The organism is Cecembia lonarensis LW9 (assembly GCF_000298295.1).
Lineage (GTDB): Bacteria > Bacteroidota > Bacteroidia > Cytophagales > Cyclobacteriaceae > Cecembia > Cecembia lonarensis.
Genome location: NZ_AMGM01000074.1, coordinates 1 through 19,216, shown reverse-complemented (window position 1 = coordinate 19,216; position 19,216 = coordinate 1). Strand labels below are relative to the sequence as shown.

19 protein-coding genes are annotated in these 19,216 nt (G+C 38.9%); 5 read left to right on the top strand and 14 right to left on the bottom strand.

The features are described from left to right. Positions 1–84 precede the first annotated feature (84 nt). The 4 genes from dtd to B879_RS16655 are packed head-to-tail and all read right to left on the bottom strand — an operon-like array spanning position 85 to position 2,219. Positions 85–537 carry a D-aminoacyl-tRNA deacylase gene (gene dtd, locus B879_RS16670; protein ID WP_009186383.1) on the bottom strand — a complete coding sequence of 151 codons (453 nt, stop codon included), beginning with the start codon at positions 535–537 and terminating at the stop codon, positions 85–87. A gap of 2 nt (positions 538–539) precedes the next feature. Continuing rightward, on the bottom strand, positions 540–1,256 hold the full coding sequence (locus B879_RS16665) for a Rossmann-fold NAD(P)-binding domain-containing protein (RefSeq protein WP_009186382.1): 717 nt from the start codon (positions 1,254–1,256) through the stop codon (positions 540–542). 19 nt (positions 1,257–1,275) lie between these two features. Beyond that, positions 1,276–1,689: a YkvA family protein gene (locus B879_RS16660; protein ID WP_009186381.1), complete on the bottom strand. Its 414-nt coding sequence runs from the start codon at positions 1,687–1,689 to the stop codon at positions 1,276–1,278. Positions 1,690–1,697: 8 nt separating this feature from the next. Next, the gene (locus tag B879_RS16655) at positions 1,698–2,219 is read right to left on the bottom strand and encodes a DUF7935 family protein (RefSeq protein WP_009186380.1); all 522 of its coding nucleotides are present in this window, start codon (positions 2,217–2,219) and stop codon (positions 1,698–1,700) included. 115 nt (positions 2,220–2,334) lie between these two features. On the opposite strand from B879_RS16655, the gene B879_RS16650 reads away from it, so the two are divergent. Beyond that, on the top strand, positions 2,335–2,649 hold the full coding sequence (locus B879_RS16650) for a HesB/IscA family protein (protein ID WP_157231666.1): 315 nt from the start codon (positions 2,335–2,337) through the stop codon (positions 2,647–2,649). Between the two features lie 74 nt (positions 2,650–2,723). On the opposite strand, the gene B879_RS16645 is transcribed toward B879_RS16650, so the two are convergent. From B879_RS16645 to B879_RS16635, 3 genes are read right to left on the bottom strand one after another with little or no spacing between them, the layout of a single operon-like run. After that, on the bottom strand, positions 2,724–3,215 hold the full coding sequence (locus tag B879_RS16645; protein ID WP_009186378.1) for a hypothetical protein: 492 nt from the start codon (positions 3,213–3,215) through the stop codon (positions 2,724–2,726). A gap of 5 nt (positions 3,216–3,220) precedes the next feature. Next, entirely contained in the window at positions 3,221–4,315 is a 1,095-nt protein-coding gene (locus B879_RS16640; protein ID WP_009186377.1) for a ferredoxin--NADP reductase, read from the bottom strand. Positions 4,316–4,330: 15 nt separating this feature from the next. Next, complete coding sequence (locus B879_RS16635; RefSeq protein WP_009186376.1) at positions 4,331–6,529, bottom strand: DUF5916 domain-containing protein; 2,199 nt, start codon at positions 6,527–6,529, stop codon at positions 4,331–4,333. A 153-nt stretch (positions 6,530–6,682) separates the two neighbouring features. Here B879_RS16635 and purB point away from each other — a divergent pair, with 153 nt between their 5' ends. After that, positions 6,683–8,029 (top strand): adenylosuccinate lyase, encoded by a 1,347-nt coding sequence (purB, locus tag B879_RS16630; RefSeq protein WP_009186375.1) that lies wholly within the window; start codon positions 6,683–6,685, stop codon positions 8,027–8,029. Positions 8,030–8,180: 151 nt separating this feature from the next. Next, a complete protein-coding gene (locus B879_RS16625; RefSeq protein WP_009186374.1) occupies positions 8,181–9,740 on the top strand; it encodes a SulP family inorganic anion transporter in 1,560 nt (519 codons plus the stop codon). Here B879_RS16625 and ctlX read toward each other — a convergent pair. Together ctlX and B879_RS16615 are read right to left on the bottom strand one after the other, a co-directional pair. Then, on the bottom strand, positions 9,732–10,667 hold the full coding sequence (gene ctlX, locus B879_RS16620; protein ID WP_009186373.1) for a citrulline utilization hydrolase CtlX: 936 nt from the start codon (positions 10,665–10,667) through the stop codon (positions 9,732–9,734). The two genes, B879_RS16625 and ctlX, sit on opposite strands and share 9 nt — an antisense overlap. Positions 10,668–10,694: 27 nt before the next feature. Then, positions 10,695–11,600, bottom strand: coding sequence for a hypothetical protein (locus B879_RS16615; protein WP_009186372.1), 906 nt, complete (start codon positions 11,598–11,600; stop codon positions 10,695–10,697). 254 nt (positions 11,601–11,854) lie between these two features. Here B879_RS16615 and B879_RS16610 point away from each other — a divergent pair, with 254 nt between their 5' ends. Then, a complete protein-coding gene (locus tag B879_RS16610; RefSeq protein ID WP_157231664.1) occupies positions 11,855–12,664 on the top strand; it encodes a hypothetical protein in 810 nt (269 codons plus the stop codon). Positions 12,665–12,960: 296 nt separating this feature from the next. Beyond that, positions 12,961–13,857, top strand: coding sequence for an AraC family transcriptional regulator (locus B879_RS16605; protein WP_009186370.1), 897 nt, complete (start codon positions 12,961–12,963; stop codon positions 13,855–13,857). Positions 13,858–14,513: 656 nt separating this feature from the next. Here the strand turns inward: B879_RS16605 and tnpA are convergent. The 5 genes from tnpA to B879_RS21895 form a co-directional block, all read right to left on the bottom strand. Next, complete coding sequence (gene tnpA / locus B879_RS16600) at positions 14,514–14,960, bottom strand: IS200/IS605 family transposase (protein ID WP_009186369.1); 447 nt, start codon at positions 14,958–14,960, stop codon at positions 14,514–14,516. A gap of 606 nt (positions 14,961–15,566) precedes the next feature. After that, positions 15,567–16,292 carry a hypothetical protein gene (locus tag B879_RS16595; protein WP_009186367.1) on the bottom strand — a complete coding sequence of 242 codons (726 nt, stop codon included), beginning with the start codon at positions 16,290–16,292 and terminating at the stop codon, positions 15,567–15,569. Positions 16,293–16,573: 281 nt separating this feature from the next. Continuing rightward, the gene (locus B879_RS16590) at positions 16,574–17,476 is read right to left on the bottom strand and encodes a hypothetical protein (protein WP_009186366.1); all 903 of its coding nucleotides are present in this window, start codon (positions 17,474–17,476) and stop codon (positions 16,574–16,576) included. Positions 17,477–17,489: 13 nt separating this feature from the next. Then, complete coding sequence (locus B879_RS21900; protein WP_009186365.1) at positions 17,490–18,332, bottom strand: DUF8810 domain-containing protein; 843 nt, start codon at positions 18,330–18,332, stop codon at positions 17,490–17,492. Between the two features lie 162 nt (positions 18,333–18,494). After that, positions 18,495–19,216: HsdM family class I SAM-dependent methyltransferase (locus B879_RS21895; protein WP_157231663.1), on the bottom strand; the 722-nt coding region annotated here is incomplete at its 5' end.

Genomic DNA, 19,216 nt, shown 5'->3' with positions numbered 1-19,216 from the left:
ACTGCCTTCCGAAATCCGAAATCCGACTTCCGATGTCTAAACCCTCGCTTCTCGCTTCTAGTGTCTCGCCTCTCGTCTCCTACCTCAAACCCTATTCTTACTGTCAATCATAATTGTCACTGGTCCATCATTTACCAAAGCCACTTTCATATCGGCCCCAAACTCTCCGGTTTGAATGGGTTTCCCCAATTCACTTTCCAATACTTTGATAAACTTTTCGTACATAGGGACGGCAAAATCGGGTTTCGCCGCTTTGATGTAAGAAGGTCTATTGCCTTTCTTGGTGCTGGCATGTAGGGTAAATTGGGAAATTAACAGAATATCTCCGCCTGCTTCAACCACACTTCGGTTCATCACTCCCCCATCATCTGGAAAAATCCTTAGGTGTACGATTTTTCGGCTCAACCAATCCATGTCTTCCTGCGCATCGGCTTCTTCGATGCCTAGCAATACCATCAGGCCTATACCTATACTTCCCCTGACTTTACCGTTAATCTTTACCGAAGACTCGGAAACCCTTTGAATTACTGCTATCATTTTTAAAACCTTTGCATGTCCTTAGAAAGGATCACTTCTACTTTAACTGATTTTTCCTGGCTTGCATGGTAAATCATGGCCTTGGCCACTTGAAAGTCATGGATGGGGCGTATACTTTTGGCCAACTTAAACCAAACCAAGGGCTTCATTAAAATTTTGGCCACCTCTTCTCCAAACCTGAATTGCGACCTATTACCCAATAAAAGAGAGGGGCGGAATATACCCAGGTAATCAAAAGGAATTACCTTTAGATCCTCCTCTGTTTCTCCTTTTACCTTGTTGTAAAACACGCTGGATTGTGGGTCAGCACCTAGTGAGGAAACTACAAGAAAACGGCTGACACCTAGGTTTTTGGTCCAAAGCGCGTAATTCAAGATAAAATCATGGTCTACCTCATAGAATTTTTGTTGAGAACCAGCTGCTTTGATTGTGGTCCCTAAAGCACAGAAGGCATGTATTTCAATTGTTTTTTCCTGTATGGCTTCAACAATAGGATACATCAAGCCTCCAATATCCTCTGCCCTTAGTTTTTCTTCCAAATCCCAGGTTTTTAAAGAAGCAATGTCTCCTACCACCTGTATCAATTTATCGTGCTTAAGTGCCAATTTTCTCCGACCGATGGAAATGATGTAATCATAAGCACTATCCTTGATGATCTGATGCAGCAATTGCATGCCAACCAAACCCGAGGTTCCGGCCAGAAAGGCTATCTTTTTCATGTATCTTTATCTATTAGCTTCAAAATCTGTTTTTTTCCCAAGCTTTAAAAGCGTCTACCTCGTGTTTTACTGAGTTATAGATGGCTATCAATACTGAAAGGTCGTCTGCAAACCCAATCAATGGCAGAAAATCGGGGATAATATCCAAAGGTGTAATAAAATAAACCAAGCCAAGGACAATCAAGCCAAGCGTTTTGTTGGAAACTTTAAATTGACCACTACGATGCGCCTGTATCATCCGCTTAAATACCATAATGGGTTCTACGGCTTCTTGGACTTTGGGATTATGGGCTACTTTATCCAACCTGTCCTTTACTTGAACAAGCAACTTCTTGAGTTTACCGTCCTCACCGGCAATTTCCCTGGCCTTTTCCAAATAAAGTAATTTTGCCTTAGTGAAGAAATCCACTGATTTATCTCTGAGTGTGGCCATGCATCTATTTAAAAGAAAATCCTGATCTCGTCTTTAACATTTTTGAGGGCCTGCTGTATAGCATCATTCTTCTGATCCAAGGATAATTGAAAAATTTTCTTGGCCAGGTCAATCCCCCTTGCCTCCGGACTCATGTCCTGCATGGCGGTATTAGTCAGGGTAATTACACTTTCTGAAGCCCTGCGAACACTTTCCCATGTCTCATCAGAGAAATATACCTGTTGAGAAAGGTTGTGATTGAACTCTTCCCTTACCTCGTGTAACAATACACTGTACAAATCCCTTGCTGAATAATCAGGATTATTGACCCTTCTCACCAAATTATTGGGCATTATCCGCTCAAGTAACAAACAAAGGCGTTCACCAGCCTGCAGTCTTATCGGGAGAATGGTCTGTGTATTTTGGCTTTTGAGCTCCACAAGCATCTTCTCCCGGTCCTTTTTGAGAAATGACATGATGGTAAGGTACATACCATAGATAACCAATCCTGCGGGTAGAATGATTTTCAACAAATCAGCGATATAATCCATAGCTTTTTGATTAGAGTCCGAATATCCAAAAATAATAGATGGGATAAAACTTTGTGTTTTGATATTTTTTAGACCTAAATTTGAACTTCATAACGTTGAATTGCATTCTTTAGGCATGTTGATCCCTATAAAAATCACTGATAAAGCACAAGAAGAAATCAAAAACATCTACCAAAATAAAAATATCCCCGCAGATTATTTTTTAAGAGTTGGTGTCAAAGGTGGGGGCTGTGGCGGTATGTCCTACATGTTGGGTTTTGATAAACCAAAAGAAGGAGACCAGCAGTTTGAAGTAGAAGGTATACAGGTACTCATCGAAAAAAGGCACTACATGTTCTTAATGGGCATGAAAGTGGACTTTTATGAAGGAAATGATGCAAGGGGTTTCACTTTCATCAACCCGGATATCCCTAAAAGACATGATCAGTAATTTTTTGAAAATCAGTACGGAGTAAATGAATAAAACAATTATTGACTAAGGGATTAAGAAATCCATATTTTTCTTTATAACCTCCTTTTCAACTGCTCAATTTCTTCTCTCTCTTCACCTTTAAGCCTCAAAAGGCGGATGATGCGGTCCGGGGTCGGTTTACCTAAAGAAGAAAAAACCAGCGTAATGGCAAAAGCTATGGTATAACCGGCATTATCAAACCACATCAAACCAAAAGCACAGATAAAACCTGCGAAAAACAAGACCCAAAAGCGCTGCATGGTAGCCACAGCATAACGCCTTACTTTTTCTTCCAAGTCAAATCCTCCAGTCATAGCTTGCTTGATGCCATTATGAAAACGCACATAGTGCAAAGCCAAGATTACAAAAACAAAGCCTAAGAAAAAGGAGTCCCAAAATGCCGGTAAATGGGGAAGGTCCCAATCTAATGTGCCTTCTTGGGCATGTAAATAGGCAAAAGCAAAAATTGGAATAGGAATGGCAATTAGTATCAACACATTCCTTTCCAAAGCATCATATATTTTTCTGATCTCTGTGGTTTCCAAGGCAATTATTCAATTATTATTTTAATATCTGAACTTGCAGGTTTAGCGGAGCAACATAAGATGTAACCCTCTTCAATTTCAGTTTTACTAAGTCCCGCATCTTCTATCATGTCCACCTGACCGGAAAGCAAGCGCCCCCTACAAGCTGTGCATAAGCCACTTTGACAGCTGTAAGGCATATCCACATCATGGTCCAGTCCTGCATCAAGGATGGTTTTACCCGCCGGCACCTCAAAATGGTATGATTCTCCGTCGACAATGACCTCTACTTCGCGGGTCAGTTCAGGTGAAAGTTTTCCAGCGGCTTTCAGTTCTTCCTCCTTGGACGTTAAGTCAGAAAAAAAGCTCTCTCTATGAATGGCTTCTTCTTTTACACCCAGGGTTTTTAAAGCAGATGACGCACTGTCCATAAGACCTTCCGGTCCACAAAGATAACATTCGGCGATTTCCCCAATTTGACCTTTCAACAATCCCTCTACCTTACTGGCATCCAGCCTTCCTTTTAATCCCTTCCAATCAGCACCTGGCTGACTCAGGTTATGGATAACTGTCAGTCTGCCCTCGTATTTGCTGACAAGAGATTCCAATTGGTTTTTGAAAATAATATCCTGTTCAGACCTGCTGCAGTATAGTAAGGTCACTTTGGTCTGTGGCTCATTGACCAAAACTGACTTGGTGATTCCCATAATGGGTGTAATTCCACTTCCACCGGCCACCATCACAAAATGTCTTTGATTTTTAGAATGGTAGGTGGTGGTAAAATTCCCCATAGGCTTCATGATGTCTATGGTTTTACCGGGCCTCATGTTATCATTGAGGTAATTGGATACCAAACCGCCTTTAACCATTTTAACTGTTATTCCGGGATAAGCATCTACATAAGGAGAAGTACAGAGACTGTAAGAGCGTCTTTCTTCTTTTCCATTGATATCCAAAATTACAGTAATGTATTGACCTGCTTTGTACTCTAAAAATGGTTCTGGTTGCTCAAAATAAAGGGTAACCGTATCTGCAGTTTCTTTGACTATTTCTCGAATCTTTAAGGCTGAATACTGATTGCCTTTGGAATCCTCTTTTTTCTTTTTGAATAAATTAAACATTTGAAGACCGTTTGTTTACACGTTGATCCAATAGGTAAGCTTCAAAATTAATGCACGGTTTTTAATTTGTAAGCTCTCTGGATGATAATTATCTGTGTACACAACGAATAAATCGGAAACTGGTTTGAATCTCCACTGAAATCTCGTGTTGATATTGATGTTATCAATCTGATTATTGTACTGTACAAAGGTACTCAAAAAGAGTTTATCGGTAAAGGAAACATCCATCCTTGGGCCGACAAGCCACAATCTGGCATCATTATACGGTTCGGGCATGTCGATTTTATTATATTCAGCAAAAAGTGAAATATTTCCATAAGGCTGGAACCTGTAATTCAGGTTGGTATTTACAAAAAGGCGTTCCCCATTAAAATATTCTCCCACATACACGGTACTGGAATAATTAAATAACTTTCTGGCATCAGAAGAATAGGTAAGCCCCGCCCTGGTGTAAGCGTAATCAGTACCTGCCGCTAACCTTTCCCCTCCTGTTCGGGTAGGATCAAACGAATTGAACAGATAAATGTATTCATTGAACAAGCGGAACTGCAAATTAGATGTGTTTTTAAAATAAAGCCTATAAGCAAAAGTTATTCGCTCATCCATTTTTAACTGAAAATCCTCATCCTTATATAGGTCATATACCAATTGAAAAGTTTGCTGAAAAATATGCTCACTATTGATGATCATTCGGTACATAGCACTGGGTTCCAACCTCCAGTATCCTCTCCTTGGCACAAATCCTACTTCAGCATTAAAATTTTCCCCAACATACTCGTGATTCCACCTGAAGTTGAATTTCTTGGTATTGTACCCCAAATTGCTGGCATGTGATTTTGTATCTCCTGAGCCATCAGGACTAAAAGACTGATGATAGAAAAACTTTCCTGTCCATTTATTATCAACAGAGGCCATATTGTAATCTAATCCAACCACCCGGTTGTAATCGGCAATGGGCCTTCCGGCATCCTGCACCTGACCGGTGGTCTGCCTATTGACAAATATGCCCGCGATATTGGACCTGCTGAAAACTTTCTGCTGAAAAGTGGCTACTGTATAATTCTGCCCAGGGTAACCCACAGTAGCCTCTGTATCCGTCTGCATATTCAGTAAGCCCAAACGAAAATTATCACCCAAATTCCCGTTCAACCTTGCACCATATAAAATGCGGTTATTGGAACTTCTCCCCATACTGTCTGTAGCAATGCCAATCCTTCGGGAAAAGAATGGTCTTATCCTTGAAAAACCGAAATCACCAAATAAATCGGCGTTTTCAAGAAAAAACTGCCTCCGTTCAGGAAAAAACAGTTCAAAACGGTTGAGGTTGGTCTGTTGCTGATCCACCTCTACGGTAGAAAAATCAGGGTTAAAGGTAAGGTCCAGGTTCATTGAGGGACTAAGCGCTACCTTGGCATCAAAACCTGCGGCCATACCGGAAGCAGTTGGTTCACCGGCTTGATGATTTTTGGAGGCATTACTGGCTACATAAGGAATTACTGCAATGTTGGACCCTGGCTTCTTGAGGGGTTTATCCCAATTTAAGTAGCCTGAAAAAGCCACACTGGCAATTCTCTGATTTAATGGAACTGGTACCCAAGAAGAACGCTCAAAGTTCTTTCTGTCATTTCTAAGAAAATTGACCCGCCAATGTGTAGCCCCTTCTGTAAATCTGAGTGTTTTAAAAGGAATTGCCATCTCGACCTCCCATCGGTCTTCATAACGCTGCACCGACGAATACCATTTATTATCCCAAACATCAGAGACACGATCGCCATTATGCACCAACCCTTCCATCTGTATATTATAGGGACTAACGGCAAACATAAACCCATTATTACCATCATCATATGGGCCTAAAATCACCGCAAAAGCATCATTCTCATAAAACCTGAAATCTCTCCTCAATGATGAAACCACATAGCCCTCTTCTGCATTTTGGTACAAAGTGGCCGCAACATATAAAAAATCCTCATCGTACTTTAGTCGGACTTCGGTTTTTGAAGTCGCAGGTAAGCCTTCATTGGGGATTTGCTGCACAAAATCACTGATCAGGTCAGCGCCATCCCACTCCCCCACTTCCAAACGACCATCCAATTTGATTGCTTTCAATGCGGGCTCTACGATCAAGCCAAATTCTTTATCTTTCTTTTCTTTGTCATTCGCATAAATCCAAAAAGGAAAAAGTAAAAAGATTGTAATTAAGGTTGCCTTCATACCTCAATTTTAAGGGGATATATGTTAATTGACTATGTAAATTGTGCTTGCGGTAAAATCGAGGCCTATTCCCCCAATATTTAATTACGATTGGAAAAAGTGGTTTTTCCACTTGAAAACATAACTTTGCAGTCAATATCAAAAACAAACAACATGACACTTTCAAACCTGACAGCAATAAGTTCAGTGGATGGCAGATATGGCAGCAAAACTGCTCCCCTGCAAGGTTATTTTTCGGAATTTGCCCTCATCAAATATAGGGTGCATGTTGAAATTGAATATTTTATTGCTCTTTGTGAGTTGCCATTGCCCCAACTGAGGGATTTTGACAAAAGTCTTTTTCCATCCCTGAGGACCATTGTGAAAAAATTTTCATTGGAAGATGCCCAAAAAATCAAGGAAACAGAAAAGACCACCAACCATGATGTTAAGGCGGTGGAATATTTCATCAAGGAAAAGTTTGACGACCTGGGTTTAGACCGTTTTAAAGAATTCATACATTTTGGACTTACCTCCCAAGACATCAATAATACGGCTACACCGATGATGATGAAAGACGGGCTGGAAGAAGTGATTCTACCTATGTTAAGGCAACTGATTTCCAAACTTAACACGTTGGCAGAGACCTGGAAGGATATTTCCATGCTGGCAAAAACACATGGACAGCCTGCCTCTCCAACCCGCTTGGGGAAAGAAATCCAGGTTTTTTCTACCCGCTTAAACAAACAGTTAAGGCTTTTAGGCCATATACCCTATTCTGCAAAGTTTGGAGGTGCAACTGGAAACATGAATGCCCATCACGTGGCGTATCCAGATATCGACTGGAATGCCTTTGCAGAACGGTTTGTTTCTCAGCACCTACATTTAGAAAGAAGCTACCCTACAACCCAGATTGAGCATTATGATAATTTGGCAGCTTGTTTTGACGGACTCAAGAGGATCAATACCATCCTTTTGGACCTCTCAAAGGATATTTGGCAATATGTAGCCATGAACTACTTCAAACAAAAGATCAAAGCCGGCGAAGTGGGGTCTTCGGCCATGCCTCATAAAGTCAACCCGATTGATTTTGAAAATGCAGAAGGAAATTTAGGTATTGCCAATGCCTTGTTGGAACACTTGGCTGCTAAATTACCTATCAGCAGGCTTCAGAGAGACCTTACAGACAGTACTGTACTTCGGGTGATTGGGCTGCCCTTGGGGCATATGCTGATTTCTTTTGAGTCCTTGCTGAAAGGGCTCAACAAACTTGAATTGAACAAAGCGGCCATTGATGCTGATTTAGAAGAAAATTGGGCTGTGGTTGCCGAAGCTATTCAGACCATACTAAGGAGAGAAGGTTATCCAAAACCCTATGAGGCCTTAAAAGACCTCACAAGAACCAATGAACAGATTACCCAGTCTTCGATTCAGAAATTTATTGATAACCTGAATATTGCAGAAAATGTAAAGCTGGAATTGAGGAAAATAAGCCCTTTCAATTATACTGGAATTTATTAAAAGCTTAGACTTTCTTCAACAAGAGACGCTGCAGGGATTATCCTTAAAAGTTTTTTCTATCTATCTTTCGATAGATTGATTTAAACGGCTGGAAAAATTTTAAATTTAGCCTGCAAAAGGATCGCTATCTATTCTTATAACCCAGCATCAAATGCATCCTAAATCCATGTTTTCCCACCTCAGCAGTGACTTACCTGCCAGTTTGGTGGTTTTTTTGGTAGCGCTTCCACTCTGTCTCGGTATTGCCCTTGCTTCTGGGGCACCTTTGTTTTCGGGTATCATTGCTGGGGTTATCGGGGGAGTCGTGGTAGGCATGTTGTCAGGTTCTCATACCTCAGTTTCTGGTCCTGCAGCAGGGCTTACTGTAATTGTCCTGAATGCGATCAATGAACTGGGTGGATTTGATATTTTTCTCTTGGCTGTTTTTTTGGCAGGACTGATTCAGTTTTTGATGGGAATCCTCAAGGCAGGGGTTATTGGTTATTATTTCCCCACTTCAGTCATCAAAGGCATGTTGGCGGGAATTGGAATCATATTGATCATCAAGCAAATCCCCTACAGCCTGGGCTTAAGTCATGGAGGAAGTTTGACTGAATATATTCCGCTGATCAATGATTGGGAAAAAATAAATGATTTACAGCATATTGGCCAAGATTTAAGCTGGGGAGCCATCATCATAACAGTGGTTTCTTTAGGGGTATTAGTCTTATGGGATAAGCCCTATTTGAAAAGGGTGAGTTACATCAAACTCTTCCCTGGTCCCTTGATTGTGGTAGTCCTGGGTATACTCATCAACCACCTTTTCAAAATTTTTGAGCCTTCCATGTACTTGGAGGCCTCCGATCGTGTAATCTTGCCCGATGTTGATTCTTGGAAAGGGTTTAAGGGGCTGTTTACTTTCCCTGACTTTTCAGAGATCCTAAATGCAGAGGTTTGGATAGCGGCCATAACCATCGGTATCATCGCCAGCTTGGAAACACTCTTAAGCTTGGAAGCTGCAGACAAAATTGATCCTTATAAACGAATTTCCCCTCCCAATAAAGAATTACTGGCACAAGGGACAGGTAATATGGTCAATGGATTGATCGGAGGATTACCCGTCACAGCGGTTATTGTCAGAAGCTCAGCAAATATCAACGCCGGGGCAAAAACCAAAATGTCAGCCATATTTCATGGCATTCTACTTTTCGGAAGCGTCTTTTTAATTCCTGGCATTTTGGATATGATCCCATTGGCAAGTCTTGCGGCCATCCTACTACAGGTAGGCTACAAATTGGCCAGGTTTTCATTGTTTAAAAGCCAGGCCAGATTGGGCTGGGATCAATTTCTGCCCTTTATCCTCACCATTTTAGGGATTGTTGTCTTTGATTTATTAATTGGTATAGGGATGGGAATGGCCGTAGCTATTGTCTACATCTTGCTGAGAAATTTTCAAAATTCTCATTTTAAAGAAACATACATCAAAGAAAAAGGTGAAACTGTAAAAATTACGCTATCAGAAGAAGTAAGTTTCCTTAACAAAGGCACCTTAATAAAAGCCTTGGACGAAATTCCAGATGGCAAACATGTTATCATTGATGGTTCTAAAGCCAAAGTGATTGATTACGATGTACTTGAAGTCATAGAAAACTTCAAAACTAACGCATCTAGTAGAAACATAGACGTAGAAACCATCAAAATCCCTGGTGTTAAAATCGACGGATTACACTAAAGGAAGAAAAATTTCTGCCAGCATACAGCGTACACTTCCTCCTCCAAGCTTCTCAATGGTAGGTATCTTTGGCACAATCAGAGAAGTGTGGCGTTGAATAGCATGCAATTGTACCTTATTGAGTGAAGCATGTGCTGCCGCAGACATGATGGTAAACTTTTCTCCAGCTGGGTTTCTTAGCTCCAACATGTTTCCTGAAAATTTGAATTTTTGTTTGGCCGTTATGGGAATCATCTTCTTTCCGGACCTTTCTAAATTTTCTTGAACTTTTAGCCTTTCAGAAGCCATTGAAATACTTTCCAGGCAAACAATTGCCAATTCAGTACCCACATGCATCATCACGTTGGTATGATATATGGGAACCTGCTTGCCGTCAACCAGCTGCACAGCATCAAAATCTATCACCTGATAACCCAATAATCGACCAAAATAGGCCAAAGGCACTTCATGGGTGCGAACAGACCTGCAGGCATAAGCCAAGTGATTGACCCTGTCCAACACCAAACTTCCTGTGCCTTCCAGGTATTGTTCATCTTTTTCAAAAAAAGAAAGGTCAATGATCTCATTGATACCAAAGCCTGACTGCATGAGAAATTCCAAAATATCTTTTCTCCTTTCTAGCCTTCTATTGGGTGAAAACATAGGATAAAGTATCACTTTTCCATCCTCATGGGTGCTGAACCAATTATTGGGAAAAACTGCATCTGTCTTTTTCGGTTCCAAGGTGTCTTCCACGACCAATACCTTTATCTCATGTTTCGATAAAAGTTTCACAAATTCGTCAAACTCCTCTTGTGCCAAAGCATTGATTTCCTGCATCGGTCGAGCATCCTGCTTTTGGTAAAAATTATTATCTGCAGTTTCTGGATTAAAGCCAAAATTGCCCGGCCTGACCATAAGCACCGAGGAAGTAGTTTGCTGAGCCATTTTATAGGAGATTTTAAAGCAAATTACTTATTTTTTGTCATATCGATATAAGACGGGGTGGATATTGAAACGGGTTTCGCTCAAAGTGTAGTAGGCTTTTCCCATTGGGTCAAATGCAATGGCTTCCCCTTGAGGCTCGGGTTTATAGGGAAGAATTTTAGGATCTCTCTTTAATGCATCAGGCACAGACTCCCCTACTTTTCTTTCCCAGTAAAAAACCATGAAATAATTCTTAATGAGGATCTGGGAGCCATCAGCAGAAATATCACCGGCAACTGACATGGTAAAAGGCAAGTCCATTACCCTTTCCAATACATATTCCCCCTGAGTAAAAGCAGTTTGAGGAGCCCTGTATAAGATATTAACAGAATCTCTTTTAGACAAAATGAAAATATCTTCAGTGATAGGATCCACCATAAGTGTCTCCGCATCTTTCGGCCCATCGGGATAATTCAAAATCAGGATTTCCGGTTTCACTTCTAATTCTTTTTCTAAAACCGAAGGTTCAGGAAACCTAAAAAGCTTGATTTGATCGTATTTGGCATTATTATCCCCTATTTCCCCAACATAAATGTAAGACCGGCCCTTTTCGGGACCAGGGCCGATGGCTATATCTTCCCAATCCCTGTTTTTAACCCCCAGGAGTTTGATTTCTCCAACATCTTTGCCCAATGTATCAATCATATACACCATGGGATCACCACCACTGTCATTGTGGGTGTACAAAATCCCAGGATGTTTTCTAGAAAATGCCAATCCGCTCGCTTCATCAATGGTCCTGTTGTGGATTTTCCCTATACTTTTGGAACCTGTAAACAAAGAATCCTGATAAGCTGGTATAACAGGTAAAACCTTGGCCTGAGGTACCTTTACGGAGATCCAGAATGGCAAGGCCAAAAATAGCATGAGGGTTTTAACAAGGAAGTATTTCATTGTTGTCATGTTTTTGGAAACGTAGCTAAAGTTAAATGGTTTATTAAGAAATGTTAAACTTTAAGTAAAGTCCATCCCTCTCACCACTCAAATAATATTTTCCCCATTGTTTGATTTTTGTAAGTATTACTTTGAAACCTATTCTCACATAGAAAAGTATTATCCTAACTTTGTGTCAGAAATTGAGAACAAAACAGCTGATTGTGAATGTTTTGTTCTCCAATCTCTTATCCTTAGAACCTAAGCACCGCAAAGTGAAACCCAGCAAATTCCCGGATTACCCATTATTATTCATATTAGGCTTAATAGCCATGCTATGGCTTAGCCCAAAACCTCAATCCTATGCCCAAGAAGAACAAAGACCAGGAATAGGACACTTCAGAGGCAATATCAGCTTCACCAATAATGGATTGTCACTTATTCCCGCCTTCTCCCTTAACCGGCCGGCCGCTATCTTTGAACTTTCTTTAGGAGGAGAAAGGTTGAGTTTCGATCCAGAGATGCGTTTTGCCATGGACGGACAACCATGGTCCTTTATCTTCTGGTGGCGGTATAAGATTATCAAATCTGAAAAATTCAGATTACATGTTGGGGCACACCCCGCATTCATTTTTGAAAATACCATGGTGGATGATGGCAATGGTAATATGATTGAAAGCATGGAAGCCAAACGCTTTTTTGCAGGGGAAATCTCCCCTAGTTATGTTTTCAGTGACAAAGCCAGGGTCAGTTTCCTCTATCTGGCCGGTAGAAGCTTGGGCAAGGTCCCTTTTGCACTCAACCAATTTGTGGCCACAGGGGCTCATTTCACCAAAATCCCCCTGTCAGAAAAGTATTTCTTCAATGCCAGCCCACAGGTTTTTTACCTGAAAATGAATGAGAAAGACGGGTATTTTGCCAGCTCTTCTTTGGTGATTGGTAGAAAGGATCTCCCCATTTCATTAGGTACAATCGTGAGTAAGATCATCGTTTCAGAAATTGAAGTGGACAATTGGATTTGGAATGTGAGTTTGATTTATTCTTTCAATAATGAGTTTGTCAAAAGATCGAATCCGCTCTTGTAATTTGATATTGATTGATACCTGCCAGCCTCAGGCTGGTTGGATATTGAATGGATATTGGGATAGGAGAAATATTGAAATAAGGTGGAAATAAATTCCCATATCAGCGCTTAAAATATTCAAGTTGAGTTGATACTGGAAATTTATATCGCCGAAGGCATATATCTATCTATATCGCGAAGAATATATCGTTTGAACATAGCCTAAAGTATATTTCAATTTATATCGTGAACGAATTTCAATTGTATTTCGCGCAGCATATATCAATCATATTTCGCGTAGCATATATCAATTAAACCATGACCAAACCTGAGACCTTAGAGGAATTCTACAAAAGAAAATTCAGCTGGCTGCCTGAAAACATCCGGAATGACATCGGGCATTTCAATATGTTTGACTTGGAGCCTTATTCCCATGGGAAGCAGACGACGATTCCTTACCGTCGCAGGGATTTCTACAAAATCATGCTGGTCAAAGGCCATGGCACTGTTTATTATGCAGACCAAGTGATTGACGTGAAAAAACAAGCGCTTTCATTTTCCAATCCACTGATCCCATACAAGTGGGATCATCATGAAGCATTGAAAGGTCAATATTGCATTTTCAACCAACACTTCATGTCCAATTTTGGCAATATCAGTCAATATGAGATCTTTCAACCTACTGGAAACCATATCTTCGAATTGACAGATGAGCAAGTAAAAGAGATTGAAGTTGTTTTTCAAAAAATAGAAAAAGACTTCAAGTCCGATTACAAGTACAAATATGACAGCATACGCAATCAAATACTGGAATTGATCCATTATGGCATGAAACTACAGCCCAATATCCTGACGGACAAGCAACCTTTTAATGCTTCTCATAGGATTACAGCCATGTTTACCGAGTTATTGGAAAGACAATTCCCCATTGAGGACAACCATCCGAAATTACAGGTTCGATCTGCATCGGATTTTGCAGAGCAACTTAATGTGCATGTCAACCACCTGAACAGAGCCGTCAAGGAAACCACTGGAAAGACCACCACGCAGGTCATTGCCGAGCGGCTGATTCAGGAGGCCAAAGTACTGCTCAAACATAGTCAATGGAATGTGGGTGAAATCGCCTTTGCTTTAGGCTTTACCGAAGTACCTCATTTCAACAATTTCTTTAAAAAACATACAGGCATCACGCCTTTGAATTTCAGGAATGGGTGAAATACCCCTTTGAGGTCGAATTTTGAGGCAGAATGTCTTTAGCTCTTGCTTGCGGCAAGGCGTAATCGAAGGTTGGAATGAAAATTAATGAGCTGTCTTTTTAGGCTACGTTACCAACTTTTGGTAATTTAAAAAAAAGAAAGGGAATTGATAAAAGCCCTGCAAGAAGGAGAATCAAGTGGATTTTGATCTTCCCGACCCTGACAGGCCTGCCTGACGACGAAGGCAGGGTCGAACTTTTTAAAAATGCTTTTCTTAATCATTACCATATCACAACCATAAAATCGTTTTGGAATCAGTTCGACCCATTTAGGGTCGGAAGGGATTATTGAAAATAAAAATCTCCCTATCCACGGGTTGCACCCATGGCTATTTATAAGTTTAACCCCATTCGGGGTCTAAATGGATTATTGTCGTTGATTTGGAAAAATGACCACAAAATCCCTGTATGGCACAATACTCAAACTATTCGATTATTTGTCCATTTTGATGAAAACGCGGAACAATTGGGAAATTAAAATAAATTATGCTTATGATCTTCAAGATCCTGAAAGGATCAAACTTCTCAATAGCCCCCAGTGTAACCGGGGGATTTGAATTAACGGACCTATAGAAATTCCCGACCCTAAAGGGGTCGAACTATACGAAAGCAGATTCTACAACAAATACTTTGGATCAAATTCAATTTCATATTCCTTCAACATAGCCTTGTACTCTTCCAAAAATGTAACCATTTTATGATGCTCTTCTTGATTTTTGACGTATTGGATTAGCCTCTCTTTCGCTTTGATCGTCTCTGTGAATGCGGCATATCCATCCTGCCAACCTTTAAAATTTGGAAAGATACGTTCGCTTTTGATGAAATCACTGCTTGCCAATTTGATGTCTTTGATCAATGCTGAAGGCGCTATCATGGGGTGAACATGCGTCAAAATATGCAAATGATCTTCCATCCCATTGATCCGATATAAATGACATTTTTTATTGGTCAAAACCTGATGGATATACGCGAAAAGCCTTTTCTTTTCCGATTGGACTAAGGTTGGTTTACGGTATTTCGTGGAGAAAACAAAATGGTAGATAATCTGTGTGTAAGTGCTCATAATGAAAGAATTAAATGCCTCAAAATAAAAATACAGGTAATTTTCACTAAGTTCTATAAGTTCAAAAAACTTATCCGATTAAGATTAGTTCGACCCATTTAGGGTCGGTAAGCTTTAAGGGGACATAAATCATCTTTTCCATGGGTTGCACCCATGGCTATTGAAAAGTTTGACCCCATTCGGGGTCGTTTGATTATAATACCTGAAAATCTATTTTGTGGAAAATTAAATAATAAAGCATTTTCAAATAATCATTTCATATTTGGAAAATCCCAGACCACGAAGTGGTCAAACCTCTCAATAACTTGTCCTCCGTGGCGGAGCCCCCGGTAAACTGGTGGATTAGGATAAATAAAGGTTTGTATCATCCCGACCCTGACAGGCCTGCCTGACGGCAAAGGCAGGGTCGAACTCCTTTCTTATTATGATAATGTAAAAACTAGGATAAAAGTAACATCGAAAAGCATGGTATTGACAACCCCTTCAGGGGCTGAACTTCCGGAATGGATTTACAAATTCGAGAAAATAAAAGGGCTGGATAGCAAAAACACCTTATTTGGACATCCCCTCTTCAAACGCATTAAAATAGCCTCGACCAAGGTTGTTTTAATCATGCTTTAAAATATCTTTTTTAAAGACTGTTAAAATTTCATCTAGCAACTTTGGGAACTGCGTTTGGATAAAATTAGTTGCATCTAATTGCTTTTTTAATGCTATGTCTAATTTGTTTGTATCTCTCACACCATGTAATGAATAGAATTCAAATTCTTGATAATCTTTAAATAATTCATTTAATTTCTCAAAAAGAGATTTGATCTTTTCACTAATTTCCTCAGGTATTAGGATTATCGAATTATAATAACATATTTTTAAATTTCGATATACTTCGATAAATTCTTTTTTCTCCTGCAAGCAAAAATCATCATAAGCCATTCCCTTGGGAACTATTTTTACAGGATTAGTATAATCATTAAATTTCTGATATGTCAATACCAATTCTGAAAAAAGTTCGGTATATGCATCCAATTTCCGTTCATGAAGTCTATTAAAAACATTTCCTTTGTTATTTTTTATTAAATCAAGATTAGACCTCTCTAACTCTATTTTACTTGACAAAAAATAATCCCAAGCTTTTGGACCTAAAAAATAGATTAGAAACCCAAATAAAATCGTTGCGAGTGCATAATTCCCAAACACTTCAAGTGATGCGAAAATAAAGTCCCAAAATGTCATATACTTACAATTAAATTCATAATTTTTTCCCGTTACCACGTTTAAATTCCGAATAACTAAACGCCAATAAATTACACCGAAAAGAATTTGCGTTAACAAATAAAAAAAGTTTAATCATTTTTCTAATTTTGTTTTTAACCATTACTCCTTCTAAAATCCTAATCTTCTCCACTGTTAGGCAAAAAAATTCATGAGGTAAGGTATCAATCCTTTTCTCAATTCAATTGCTTTCTGTTTATAGTTCTTAAGGTTTGGCTTTTAGCTTAAAGAAGTTGACGATCCATTCAGCTTCTTCGGCCAAACTCAACCTCACTTAGTTCTTCTTTTTCCTTAAAATTTAATTCTTATTCTCAGTGAATCATATTCATTTTTTAAATATTTCAAGATTTATTGTAAATCAATATTTCTTGTTTTTTTATGAAGAAGTATAATCTTAGATAATAAATAATTGTCATGGTAGTTACTAAAGTTGATATTTCGATACCAATAGGAAGGTTGAAAATTAAACCTGTTATAATGGTTCCAAGAGATACCGAAAGGTAAAACACGAAAATTAACTCAAATAACTTTCTTTTATTTGAAAATTTAAAAGCTATTATCCTAAAACTACCAATTGAAAAAAGTAATATTGAAAAAAAGAAGAAAACATAAATTTGAGAACCATATAAAAATACACCTAGGTTTATGTACTTATTCAAATTTAATGGATCCCAATCTTCTCCATCTCTTAAACCTGTAATCCCATCATCTTTATACAAAAAATGAGGATTTAAATTTTCCTTTTTAGCCCTTGTAAACTCATGGGCTATGGTAATCCACAACTGGTCATTTTTATTTAACAGAAAATCTTTGATTAGAACTGTATTAGTTATTGTATCAATGTCTAATTCTACTTGATCTTCCCCTAGGTAAGATCCCTCCATCCATGCTAAATAAATTTTATTCTCCAGTGGTAGTTTTATTTTTATTGGATTTAGCCCATTTTCACCTTTAATAGGTAAACCTCCAGTGTTTTCAATGATCCATTCTGATATTGAGGCGCTTTCAGGATAAAATGATGAGATTTGGAGCCTAATTTTTGAAGGCATGACTGTTAAGTATTCATTATTCTTTAAAGAATCAGAATAATCAAAAAAATTATATCTATCTGATGCATAAATATCTTGTGATACCTTGTAAAGGGTTAACTCTTTTGTTTTGAACTCATTGTAAAGCGAAATAACCCCAATACTTAGACCTAATAACGAAACTAATAAAGATGCTATTTTAAATAGTTTTTTCATGTAACTATTTTATTTAAAGTCCCCCTTCCACAATCCTAATCTCCTCCTCGGTCAGACCATACAATTCATACACCAAAGCATCGATTTCTTTGTCAATTCGGTTCATATCTGCTTGGAGGGCTTGGGCCTTGGCTTTCTGTTCATTGAAATAGACCATCCATTCGGCTTCTTCTGCCAAACTCAACTTGACCTTGGCCTTCTTTAACTCTCCCAAAAATCCTTTGAAATCCAAATAAGGCCAGTTTTGGAGTTTTGTAGATGGTTTGTCAATTGAAAATTTAGCTTTCATTAAATCAACAAGGCTTTCTACCAATTCAAATAAACTCTGATTCATTTTCAGAATAGAATCGACTGAAGCTGTCAAGAATTTTCTTTTTTCCTCATTTAATGCGGGAATAGGAAAACTCATCAAGTTATTGACATTGAGTTTTGGGAATGCTGCTCTTGATAAATTGACATTAGACTTTCTAAAATATGTAGAACAAATCTTACTGGCTAAAATTGCCAATATTGGTTTTACAAATTCTTCCTTTCCATGCTTTGGCAAAAAATTGAAAACATCTGTATTATTTACTAATGGATGTTCCTCATATGTAATATCAATTTTTTCTTTTGACAATATTCTATTTACCAAAAGACGGGGCTTTATAAAAATTTCTTCCTTTCTAGGAGCTGCCAAATTGGGTCCATACTTGATATACTCATGAAACGGTTTGATTAAATATCTCTGGACATTTCCTGCTCCAATTAAGGGCAAATAAGTGTCATCAATTTTAGAAAGAGAATGATAAACTCTTTCATTCATCATTTCCCTTGTCTGTGGAGGGGTTCCTTTTCCCTGTTCATAAGTTTTCATCCCTTGATACCCTTCAAAATAGTCTTCGACTAAAAAATTTCCGTCTAATTCGAGTTTCTTTTCAAAAGAGATTTTTATTTCATCGTTTATTGATTCAAATAAGAATACCTGATTTGTTTCCCAAAGTTTATCCGAGATTGCGCTTAATCTTTCAGAAATAAGTTAATAATCTTTTTTGATAGCAACTACTTTTGTGGATTTTGGAAATTTGATATCTAAAGTTTTCTTTCCTGTTAGGATAACTGTATCAACTGTTGCGTCTTCAAACACACTAAAAACATTCAAAACTTCAATGCATTCATTTTCCAAAAATATTTGAATTCTAAGCTTAGAGTCATTTTGTGTAGAAAGCCAATAATTAGGAATGATTACACTGTAAAGAGAAGTGTCTGAAAGGATTTTTAAAATTCTTTCCATAAAGACAGCATAGGTATTGATTTGATATTCTGCTGTCTTGTAAGCAGAGTAAATGAAGTTTTTTGATTTCTCATCCAATGAATGAGATTGAACATAAGGCGGATTACCCACCACCACATCAAATCCTCCTTTGGCAAAGACTTGTGGGAATTGGGCTTGCCAGTCAAAGGCCAGGTCTCCAGCAACGGAAGGGTCATCGATCAGGGAGTTGCCGACTTTGATATTGGAATTGAGGCTGCTGAGTTTGCGGCCTTTCTTGGCGGTACGCAGCCATAGGGAGAGGCGGGCGATCTCGACCGATTCCTCGTTGATATCGACTCCGAAGATGTTGTTTTCGAGGATGTGGTTTTCCACATTGGGCAGAATCAATGGGGTATCAAAGAGTTGGGCTTCAAGCTCATCTACATATCGGTGCTCGGCCATCAAGAATTCGAGCACCTGATTCAGAAATGCCCCTGACCCACAGG